We start from the raw sequence: 10241 nt of genomic DNA, 5'->3' as shown, positions 1-10241 counted from the left end.
CGCAATCCGCGAAGGCGGCCGTACCGTCGGCGCCGGCGTGGTTGCCAAGATCATCGCCTAATCAAGCGTTGATCGCCGGTGGGACGAACGTCCCGCCGGCACAACAAGAGGGGGTGGAATTTCGATTCCACCCCCTCTGTTCAGGAGCGAACGGTGATATACTTTCGCTCCTTTGCAGCACGTAGCACCTTGTAGCACCTGACAAATCATTGCCGGCCTCAAGCCGGTTCGCTCTTTTCTAAGGAAATCGCATGTCCGCTCCAAACCAGAAAATCCGCATTCGCCTGAAAGCGTTCGACTACAAGCTGATCGACCAGTCCGCACTGGAAATCGTCGACACCGCCAAGCGCACCGGCGCTGTGGTCAAAGGCCCGGTCCCACTGCCGACCCGTATTCAGCGTTTCGACATCCTGCGTTCGCCGCACGTCAACAAGACCTCGCGCGACCAGTTCGAAATCCGTACGCACCAGCGCCTGATGGACATCGTCGATCCTACCGACAAGACCGTTGACGCACTGATGAAGCTGGACCTGCCAGCTGGCGTCGACGTCGAAATCAAACTGCAGTAATCGAAATTTCGCCATTGGTGGAGTGATTCACCAGTGACAAATAATCGGGGCCGGGAGGGGCCGCCAATAGGCGGCACTTTCCGGCCCCGATGCTTTATGGGTTCCCGGCTGGTCCAAATTGCCAAACACCAAGCGTGTTAAACTTCATGCAATGATTTCTTGGCACGCATGGAGCGCATCATGGACGGGCAGGGAGCACTAAGGCAGGCAGTACAACGGCAACTCGCCTGGCTGCAGGACACCAGCTAGTGGCAGATGCTGGGCTATGCCTGGCTGGTCTTCCTCTTCGGGCGCCTGGCGATCATCGTCCTGCCCGCCTTTCTGAAGCCCTTCCTCGACCAGCCCCTGTTCGTGCTGCCCCTGCTGCTGATCGTGGCCAAGGACCTGGCCGGCATTCCCGATTTCGAACGGCGCATGCAGCGCGTGGCGCGCAAAGGAATCCGGTGGCGCGAACGCATCGCGGCCACCTTTCCGCCGGAGTTCCTGGCCCTGTACCGCCTCGACCGCGCGATGCGCCAGGCCTTCTTCGCCTGGGTGCGCCGCCAGCCGCATGCGCCGCGCCCTGCCGGCACCGTGCTGACCTATACCGAACGCGGTTCGTATTCGACCGTGCTGGCGATTGCCGTCTTCTCGGCCTGCATCGAACTGCCGATCGACGCAGCGATTGCTTCGCTTTTCATCGATAACCTGGAGTACGCAGCATCCTGCACGTGTGTTCGCTGCTGTCCGCGGCCTCGATCCTGATGTATGTGGCGGCCGACCGCTGGCTGGTGCGCGGCGCGAAAGGGCATGTGCTCACCGGCGATGCGCTCGATCTGTCGATCGGCGCGCGCGCCTCGGGCCTGATTCCCATGAGCGCCATCGAAAGCATGGAGAGCATCGGCGACAAGCCGGATGCGTGGTGCAAGCGCCATGGCGTAGCCAGGCGCGATACGGTGACGGTGTCGCCCTTCGACGCGCCGAACGTGGTGCTGCGCCTGCGGCCCGGCCAGCCGGTGGTGCTCACGACTTGCCAGCTGGAGAGGCCGGCGCCGGCCTGCGTGTTCCTGTACCTGGACCGTCCAGAGCTGTTGCGCGCGGCCCTGGAGCGCGCTGCGCCTGCCGTTTAAGCCGACGCGGACGCCAACTGGGGCCCGGCGCGCTTGTCGCGGAAAAACGCCCAGGCCGCTTCGGCGACTTCCAGGTCGGCGTTCTGCAAACCGGTCAGCCAGTTGAGGAAGCGCGGATAGCGCTTCAGGCGGCTCGGTTCCGCATGGCCGGCGCCGTCGATGCGGTACAGGCCGACCTGCAGTCCATCCTGCGCCTGCCCCCACATGAAGCGGGTGACGCCCGTCCTGCCGCGTGGGTCGCTCGCAGCGAGCCGCACCACCTCCGGCGTGTCCGGCAAGCCTGCCAGCGCGCGCCAGGCATGCACGCTGTCCTCGATGCTGCGCACCGATGGAACAAAACCGGGAGCGTACCAATGCTTGCCGCCGTGGTAGCGGATCAGCGGGTCGGCCGTGCAGCCGAAGATCAGCGCCGGCAACGGCTTCGTTGGCGCCTTGCCGCGTCCTGGCGGCGGCATCCCCGCCAGCACCACCGAGAATGCCGCCAGCTTTTCCGGAATGGCAGTGGCTACCGCGTAGGCCATCCAGCCACCGCGCGACACGCCGATCAGGTACACGCGTGCGGGGTCGACATCGTGGTGGGCGATTGCATGCTCCACCAGTGCGCCGATGAAGCCGACGTCGTCCTTCGCGGCCACGCGCGCATCAGGAGCAAAGCAATCGCTCCAGCCGCCCTTGCCGGCATCCGGTGCGATCACCACCAGCTGCTCGCGCGCCGCGATTTCCAGCCACAGCGACAGGGGCGAAGGAGGAAAGGCCAGCCCCAGCACCTGCTCCGCCGAGGCGCCGGCGCCGTGCAGCACCACCACCAGCGGCCGTTTCCCAGGCGTTGCGGCGGGCGGCGCCGCCACCAGGTAGCGGCGTTGTCCTTCCGGGCGTTCGAGCGTTTCGGGAACGGGCACGAGGGCCGGCCCTGCGCTGTCGCTGGCGCCCCTGAAGATCGCATTCACGCTGGCGTGCATTTGCTTCTCCTGTCGGTTCGCAAAGGTCTTAGCGCGCGGCCGGTGGCGCGCAGGTCTTGATGCCATGTGCCTCGAGGTGGGCCTCGAACGGCGCGGCCCGCCGCGCCTGCCGCATCAGGGTGCGTGCATGGACAGCGGCCATCACGCCAACGAGCCGGCTGCGCGGGGGCCGCGCGGTATAGCGGTCGACCCAGGCGGCCCAGCGCCGGTGCGGAAACCACGCGACGACCAGTCCTGCAGCACACAAGGCCAGGTCCGCCTTGCGGCTCCCCAGCAGATGGGCGCCCGGCCCTGCGTCCAGCACGAAGTACAGGCCGGCCAGGGACAGCAGCGACACGCCGACCACCCAGGCGCGCGAGCCGACCACGCGCCATCCGGCGAACGCGGTGCCATGCCGCATCGCGCGCGGGCGCCACGCCAGCGCGCGCCGTACGAACGCCGCCGACATGCGTGCGTGCAGCACCGTTTCCAGCTCGCGCTGCGCATGGTCCAGGAAAGCGGCGTCCACCGGCGTCGACAAACGCAGCGGCGGCGCCTGCTCCTGGCCTGGCGTCAGCATGCGAGGCGCCCGTTCAATCCTTGCTGCCGGTCTTCCAGCGCAAGCCAAAGCCGAAGCGCTGGTCCATCATCTCGTGCGCGCTGGTGCGGCCCTGCTGCTCGAAGTATTCGACCATCTTGGTCACCTGCAGGCGCCCGCCCTGGTTCTCGATCATGGCGATCGCGCACATCATCTGGCGCCCGCCCTGGTCGAGGCGCACCTCGATCGGCGCCTGGTTCGGCACCGCCACCGTCACCACGCCGTCGGTGGCCGACCAGTTCGGCACGCCCTCGTAGATGAAGGAGAAGATCAGCGCGCGGCGGATCTGGTCGAACTGGTCGCCGTTGATCCACAGGTTCTCGCCGCCGGTGGCCGCGCCGGTGCGGTCGTCGGCGTCGAGCTTGATGTAGGGGAGCACATCGTAGTCGCCCCAGGCATTCCCGAGCGCCTGCACCAGGCCCTTGCGGCCGTCGGCCAGCTCGAACATGCAGCCCAGGTCGAGGTCGATGCCGCCGCCCGGACGGCGCGGCCGGCCTGCGTTACCCAGGGCGCCCGTGATGCGGCCGAGGAAGCCGGTCTTTTCAGGGGGTGGGGGCGGCGTCGGCGAAATGGACGACTGGTTCCAGTTCAGGTTGACGTGGATGCGGCCATAGCCGCGGCCAGCGGCCTTGTCGAGCGAGACCTTGTCGCCGCGCTTTTCCAGCGTGATCTTCGAGAGCGAGACTTTCGGTGCGGCCGGGGCAGAAGGGGCCGGAGCCGGCGCAGGCGAGGCAGCCGATGATGGAGCGGACTCGGTGCCGCCGAAATGCGCCAGCAGCGCCGACAGCCCGCCATTGAAACCCTGGCCCACGGCGCCGAAGCGCCACTGGCCGTCGCGCCGGTAGAGTTCGGCCACGATCACCGCCTTTTCGTCGCCGAAATCGCTGCCGGTCCACGGGAAGCGCAGGGCGCTGCCGAGGGTCAGCGAACTTGCGCCGAGCGCGCGCATGGTCTGGGCGCCGTCGATGGCGGCCACGAAAACCAGCTTGGCGATCGAGGCCGGCAAGGCGTCGAGGTTCACGTCGAAGCTGGCCTTGCTGCCCGACAGCGCCAGGCGCACCGCGTCGCCCGGGCTGGCCAGCTGGTTGTAGAAGACCATGTAGCGGTCGTCCGAGAGCTTGTCGGCGGCGTCCAGGCCGAAGCAGGACACGTCGACCGACATGCCGGGCGCGCTGATGTCGATCTCGACCGGGAAGCGCGTGCCGGCGCCCAGGTCCGCCAGCTTGCCTTTCTGGCCGCGTGCAAAGGTGTTCATGTGTTTTCCTTTTCGATGAAGGCGGCCGGCCAGCCCGGCGCCTCGGTGGGGGCGGAGCCGAACAGGTGCGACTGCGCGACCATGCGCTCGGCCCAGGCGCGGTGCGTGGCCACTTCGCACATCGACTCGTGCAGCTTGAAGACGGCCGGGCTGTTCGGGTCGAGGATGGCGCGCGCCGCTTCCAGGTCTTGCGGCTTCACCTTGTAGTGGGCCTCGATCGGTGCGACCTGGGTCGGGTGGATCGCGGTCTTGCCGACCATGCCGTAGGCCAGGTCTTCCTGCACCTCCTGGTCCATCAGCTCGGGCAGGTCGAGGTGCTCGAACACCGGCGCCGTGAGCGCGAAACCGTAGGGGCGGAAGATGGTCACCAGCCGGGCAATCGCCGGGCCCAGCGGCGTGCGGTAGATCGTCATGCCGCGCGGGCGCCGCAGCCCAAGTAATGCCAATAAGTCGTTGCCGCCGATGCGCAGCGCCAGGATGCGGTTGCGGATGCCGGGCGACTGCAGCAGCTCGCGGAAGGCTTCCATCTCGCTCTCGCTGAACACCTCGGCCGTCTCCAGCGTCGGCATCAGCATGTGGTCGGTGCCGCGCACCAGCTTTACGTAGGACTCGAGGTTGTGGCGCGTGGCCTTCGGGATCACGAAGCCGGTCAGCTTGTGCGCGCCCTTCATGGCCAGCACGCGCGCCAGCACTTCCGGATTGCGCACGCGGACGAACCGCTCGGCCGCCACGTCCGTGCGCATGTTTTCCAGCACCACGGCCAGGTTGAACAGCGCCCAGCTCAGTTCGCGGTCGGCGACGGCATCCTCGGTGCAGAAGATCAGCGAGCGCACACCCGGCAGCTTGTCGCCGTTGGCGATGTCGAGCAAATATTTGTGATTGGCCGGCACGTACAGCGACGCGCCCATCGATTTATGCATCCGATGCACTCCTGATCAGGGAAACAGCTTGGTAGGGTAGGTGCGGGTCGACCTCGACTGCTACCCCTTTTTCTTCGGCCAGCAGGCGCAGGTGCGCGGTACTGGCCGCTTGCGGGTCGCGCAGCACCAGCAGGCGCGGCGCGCGGCGCAGCAGCACGCGCGTGGCTTCGCCGATGCCGGGCTTGATAAGGTTCACGTCATGGATGCCGTAGCGGGCCATGGCGGCCGCAATGCAGGCGCGCGAGCGTGCTGCGGCGGCCTGCGTGTCGATTGCCTGCGCGCCGATATCGGCGGACTCCGCCAGCGCCAGGGCGCGCGCCTCGACCGCATCGACAAAGGCGCGCGAGCGGTCGTGCGGTGCGAAATCGCTGTATAGCACGCAGCCGTGGAAGTCGCTTGGGCCGATGGCCTCGTTCAGCACCGAGCGGCTGACCAGGCCCGACACCGTCGCATTCAGGATGCTCGACGGGATCAGGTAGTCCTCGCAGGAGGCGGCGCAGGCGGCGCTGCCGGCCAGGTCCGACAGCACGTGCAGGCCGCTGTCGATGGCGCTGCCGTGTTCAAGGTTGAAGCATTCGATGGATGCCGCCAGCTCGCGCGCGATCACGCCCTTGCCGGTCCAGCCATCGACGAAGACGATGGACTCGGGTGCATGGCCCTGGGCCAGGATGTGGCGCAGGGCGTTTGCATCGATGCCGCGGTCGCGCACGATGGACAACGAATAATGCGCCGCGCTGCGGCCGTGCACGCGTTCCAGCAGGCGCCTCAAGACCACGCCGACCGGCGTGCCACCACGCGCCAGCGAGACCAGCGTGACCGGCCCGCTGCGCCGTGCGGCGATCAGGCCGGCCAGCACCAGGCAGTCGCGCGCCATGCGCTCGCCGTTGGCCGCGCAGGCTTCTTCGAACACGGCTTCATAACGTGGCGAGGGCAGGCGCTCGGGCGAGAGCATCTCGCTGTAGTGGCACCGGCCGGACTGGATCAGTTTCTCCTTTTCGCCCACGTCTTCGACGAAGTCGGCCAGCGGCAGCGGCTTGAGCAGAAAGATGACGTCGGCGCCCGCATAGCTGCCGGAGAAGTTCACAGCGCCTCCACGGTCAGTTTCGACAGCTGCGTGCGGCGCGGGATGATGGCGTAGTCGCAGTCGGCCATGAAGCGCGCATCCGAGCGGCTGTCGCCCATGCCGAAGCTGATGATCTCGCCATGCTCCTGCATCAGACGTTCGCGCACGTAAGCCACCGCATTCGCCTTGTCCAGCGCCGTCGGCAGGATGGCGAGGTTGTTGCCGTTGCGGTGCACGCAGTAGTCGCCGTGGCCGTCCTCGATCCAGGGCCGTACCACCTCGTCTTCGATGGGCGTCAGGTTGGCGACGATCTTGTCCGGGTCCTTCACCACGATGAAGAAGGGCGTGCCGGCATCCTCGACCAGGCGCGCGCGGCCCTTGAAGCCGGTGCGCACGGCGTGCGCGTTGATGCGCGCGCCCAGCTGCTGCAGGCCGGGCAGGGCGGCTTTCATCTTCTCGTGTATCCGGGCTTGCCAGTCGGCGTCGATGCTGCCGTCGGGCTGCAGGATCACGCCGCCGAAGTTCAGGATCGCGTAGCTGCTGAAGCCGAGGTGCACGCGGCGAAAGGCGTCGATGCTGCGCGCCGTGGTCGGGATCACCGTCATGCCTTCGCTGGCGAAAGCGAAAAATGCGCGCTGGGCCGGTGTGGTCAGGGAACAAACGCTGCCGTTGGCGTAATAGGCTGCCGGCTCCAGGTTCTCGCGTACCGCGCATTTTTCCAGCGTCTGGAACAGGGTGTCGTCCAGGTCAGCGAACAGGAACTTCTTCAACGTGGTCCTCGGTGTGATAATGGAACAGGCGCGCGCCGAGCTGGTGCGCGGCATCGAGCAGCGCGGCGTTCGGCGGCGTCTCGTGGCAGGCCAGCACGGCGTCGTACTGGCCGGGCGCCACGTTGTACAGGTAGTTGGCGATGCCTTCGCCGTAGTTGTCGGGGAAGGTCAATGCGTGCGACACCGCGCCCCAGGTCAGGATGGGCGAACGCGTGGTCGACTGCACCACCACGTCCAGGCCGCGCGCTTCGAGTGCGGCGCCGAGCAGGGTCGAGGCGTGCATGAATTCGCCGGTGCCGAGCACCAGCACCCTGGCAGCGGGGGCGATGGTCCCGGCCAGCTGCGTGGCCAAGGCTTCAGGGGTGCGCAGGGCACGCGCCATCCCGAGGCGACCGAAGCCGGGGTTGGCGCCGCGTTCGGCCTGGGCGTCGTAGCGCTGGGCGGGGGCCGCATTGACCGGCACATCGGCGGCTTCGAAGCGGTATTCGCCTTCGATCAGCGCGCCCATGGTGGTCGGGATGCCGAAGCGCGCCGTCAAGCCTTCGGTGGCGCCGGCGCCCATGAAGTTGACGATCACGCTCAGGTGCACGCGCTCGATCGACGGATTCAGGCGCCGGCAGGCGGCGGCCAGGTTCACGAACGTGTTCCCGGTGCTGGCTTCGTCGTCCACCAGCACGATGCTGCGCGCACCCAGCAGCAGGGCGCGTTCGTGTTCGCCGTCCGGCATGTGCAGGAACTGGCGCGGCGCGTGGCTGTGCGCTTCTTCGAACTCGATGATGTCGCCGCCGCCCACGCGGTAGCGCGTGGTGTGCACGAACAGCGCTTCGCGCCCCGGGTTCGCGCGCAGCCAGGCTTCGAACACGCCCTGGCCCAGGCCAATCGCCGTTTCGGCCATGGCGATGAACAGCACCGGGCCCTCGCTGGCGGGAACATCCGCAGCCAGGCGCTCGTGCACGGCCAGCATCGCCGACGGACGCACCGGCCAGTGCTTGCCCAGCACCTTGCTCAGGAAAAGAAAGCCGCGCTTGGCGTTTGCGCGCGCGGCAAAGCCGAGCAGCGCGTCGAGTTCGTGCGCACCCTTGGTGAGCGTGACGTCAAGCCGGCCGGTTGGCAGTTCGGCGCTGCGTTTGACGCACAAGCCTGGATCGCTGCGCGCGTTCATGCCAGCTCCAGGGCCTGGGACAGTTCGCCCACGCGGATGCCGTTGCGGACCTCTGGCACCTCGACCCCGTCGAAGCCGTCGGCAAAGCCGCGCAGCGCGATATAAGGCAGGTTGGGGCCGGCCACGCAGGCCATGGCGATGCCGCCCGACATGCGCGGGTTGATTTCCAGGAGCCGCGGCCTGCCGCCGGCTTCGCGGAACTGCACGTTGAAGTAGCCGTTCAGGCCCAGGTCGCGCGCCAGGGTGGCCGTGGCCTGCAGGATGTCGTCGCGCTGGTCGATGCGCTGGCCGGCGCCCGCCTGCGCCGACTTGCGGCGCGCCACGGCGGCCACCAGGCGGCCATTGTCGCCGACGCAGTCGACGCTGTATTCGCGCCCGTCCAGGTATTCCATCAGCAGCATGGTGCGGAACTGGCCCATGGCGGGCAGGGCGCGGCGGAAGTCGTCCAGCGACACGTGGTATTCGGCGCCGGCCAGCAGGATCTCGGCGCTGCTGCGCTTGTCGTCGAGGATGGCGAAACCGAGGCCGTAGATCGAGTGCGAAGGCTTCACGCACAGCTTGGCGTGGCGGCGGCGCAGGGCGTCGTAGGCTTCCTCGAATTCGGCGGCGTTTTCGAAGCGGCGGAACTCGGCCACCGGGGCTTCCGGCAGCACGGCTTCCTCGTAGAAGCGGGCCTTGTCGTGGATGAACTGCAGGGTCTCGGCGGAGGCGGTGCTGAGCATACGCGTGCCAATGCTTTCAAACCGATCCTGGGCGCCGGCGAGCAGGGTGGCTTCGCGTCCGGGCACGAAGATGTCGATCTTCTGCTCGCGGCAGAAAGCGAGGCACCAGTCGACGTAGTGTTCGGGTTCCAGGCCGGTCGGCTCGGTGTGGAATGCATGGGCCAGGCGCGCGGCCGGCGTGCGGGAATTGGGATTGCTGTGGACAATGTGGAAGCGTCCTTCGGTGTCCTCGCGGCGGATCAGCTCGATCGCAGCGTAGACCGACGAGAACGTACGGTTGAACCAGACGCGCATGAAGTCCTTCTATGGCAAATAAAATCTACCCCGCACTGGGCGGGGCAAGGGCAGGCGCTGGCGCTAGCGTGCGCCAGCGATCCGGTTCGGAGATCGACTCGGACGAATCAGACGTTCACGCCGAACGAGCGTGCGAGTGGGCCCAGGCCGCCGTTGTAGCCCTGGCCGACGGCGCGGAATTTCCAGTCGCCGCCTGCGCGGTACAGTTCGCCGAAGATCATCGCGGTTTCGGTCGAGCTGTCTTCCGACAGGTCGTAACGGGCGATCTCGCCGTTGGTGCCGGCGTTGACGCAGCGGATGAAGGCCTTGCCGATCATGCCGAAGCTCTGGCGGCGCGCTTCGGCGTCGTGGATGGTGACGCAGAACGAGATCTTGTCGATCTCGGCAGGCACGCGGGTCAGGTCGACGGTGATCGACTCGTCGTCGCCGTCGCCCTGGCCGGTGGTGTTGTCGCCGTTGTGGACAACCGAGCCGTCGGTGGACTTCAGGTTGTTATAGAAGATGAAGTCGGCGTCGCCGCGCACCTTGGCGTCGGACTTGAGCATGAAGGCGCTGCCGTCCAGGTCGAAGGCCGCGCCGTCGGTGGAACGCGGGTCCCAGCCCAGGCCGATCAGGACCTTGGTGAGGTTCGGTGCTTCTTTGCTCAGGTTGACGTTGCCGCCTTTTTGCAGACTGATTGCCATTACAAACCCTTTCAGTTCAGTTGATTAAAACTGCTCGTTGTTTTGCGCCGTGGCGTACCGGGTGGCGAGTGGATTGCCTCGGCAGCCAATATAGGCGTTAATTGCCCGATTGTACATAAGGGGGCTTATGAGAAGCTTAGGGGGTATTTGGGCAAGGT

At 67.0% G+C, this 10241-nt stretch carries 12 protein-coding genes; 3 read left to right on the top strand and 9 right to left on the bottom strand.

The window, feature by feature from the left end; all coding sequences use genetic code 11:
* The first annotated feature begins 251 nt into the window (after positions 1-251).
* The 3 genes from rpsJ (at position 252) to QWL29_RS21860 (ending at position 1678) form a co-directional block, all read left to right on the top strand.
* Positions 252-569, top strand: a complete 318-nt coding sequence (gene rpsJ / locus QWL29_RS21870) for a 30S ribosomal protein S10 (protein ID WP_036209000.1) — start codon at positions 252-254, stop codon at positions 567-569.
* A 255-nt stretch (positions 570-824) separates the two neighbouring features.
* A complete protein-coding gene (locus tag QWL29_RS21865; protein WP_305824971.1) occupies positions 825-1313 on the top strand; it encodes a hypothetical protein in 489 nt (162 codons plus the stop codon).
* Complete coding sequence (locus tag QWL29_RS21860; RefSeq protein ID WP_305824970.1) at positions 1280-1678, top strand: hypothetical protein; 399 nt, start codon at positions 1280-1282, stop codon at positions 1676-1678. Before QWL29_RS21865 ends, QWL29_RS21860 begins: the two co-directional genes overlap by 34 nt.
* Here the strand turns inward: QWL29_RS21860 and QWL29_RS21855 are convergent.
* The 9 genes from QWL29_RS21855 to QWL29_RS21815 all read right to left on the bottom strand — a co-directional run bounded on the left by QWL29_RS21855 (position 1675) and on the right by QWL29_RS21815 (position 10083).
* On the bottom strand, positions 1675-2637 hold the full coding sequence (locus QWL29_RS21855) for a CE1 family esterase (protein ID WP_305824969.1): 963 nt from the start codon (positions 2635-2637) through the stop codon (positions 1675-1677). The two genes, QWL29_RS21860 and QWL29_RS21855, sit on opposite strands and share 4 nt — an antisense overlap.
* 28 nt (positions 2638-2665) lie before the next feature.
* Complete coding sequence (locus QWL29_RS21850; protein WP_305824968.1) at positions 2666-3196, bottom strand: hypothetical protein; 531 nt, start codon at positions 3194-3196, stop codon at positions 2666-2668.
* A gap of 13 nt (positions 3197-3209) precedes the next feature.
* Positions 3210-4469, bottom strand: coding sequence for a TerD family protein (locus QWL29_RS21845; protein WP_305824967.1), 1260 nt, complete (start codon positions 4467-4469; stop codon positions 3210-3212).
* Positions 4466-5389, bottom strand: a complete 924-nt coding sequence (locus tag QWL29_RS21840) for an HpcH/HpaI aldolase/citrate lyase family protein (protein WP_305824966.1) — start codon at positions 5387-5389, stop codon at positions 4466-4468. Before QWL29_RS21840 ends, QWL29_RS21845 begins: the two co-directional genes overlap by 4 nt.
* A complete protein-coding gene (locus QWL29_RS21835) occupies positions 5382-6473 on the bottom strand; it encodes a cysteine protease StiP family protein (protein ID WP_305824965.1) in 1092 nt (363 codons plus the stop codon). The genes QWL29_RS21840 and QWL29_RS21835 overlap by 8 nt, the downstream gene beginning before the upstream one ends.
* Positions 6470-7222 carry an HAD family hydrolase gene (locus QWL29_RS21830; RefSeq protein WP_305824964.1) on the bottom strand — a complete coding sequence of 251 codons (753 nt, stop codon included), beginning with the start codon at positions 7220-7222 and terminating at the stop codon, positions 6470-6472. The genes QWL29_RS21835 and QWL29_RS21830 overlap by 4 nt, the downstream gene beginning before the upstream one ends.
* Positions 7200-8384 (bottom strand): phosphoribosyltransferase domain-containing protein, encoded by a 1185-nt coding sequence (locus QWL29_RS21825; protein ID WP_305824963.1) that lies wholly within the window; start codon positions 8382-8384, stop codon positions 7200-7202. The genes QWL29_RS21830 and QWL29_RS21825 overlap by 23 nt, the downstream gene beginning before the upstream one ends.
* Positions 8381-9400, bottom strand: coding sequence for an ATP-grasp domain-containing protein (locus tag QWL29_RS21820; protein ID WP_305824962.1), 1020 nt, complete (start codon positions 9398-9400; stop codon positions 8381-8383). Before QWL29_RS21820 ends, QWL29_RS21825 begins: the two co-directional genes overlap by 4 nt.
* A gap of 107 nt (positions 9401-9507) precedes the next feature.
* A complete protein-coding gene (locus tag QWL29_RS21815) occupies positions 9508-10083 on the bottom strand; it encodes a TerD family protein (protein WP_305824961.1) in 576 nt (191 codons plus the stop codon).
* Positions 10084-10241: the final 158 nt, after the last annotated feature.

It is taken from the genome of Massilia brevitalea, assembly GCF_030711405.1.
Lineage (GTDB): Bacteria > Pseudomonadota > Gammaproteobacteria > Burkholderiales > Burkholderiaceae_D > Telluria > Telluria brevitalea.
The sequence above is the reverse complement of the archived record's forward strand: the minus strand, read 5'-3'. Positions and strand labels throughout refer to the sequence as shown.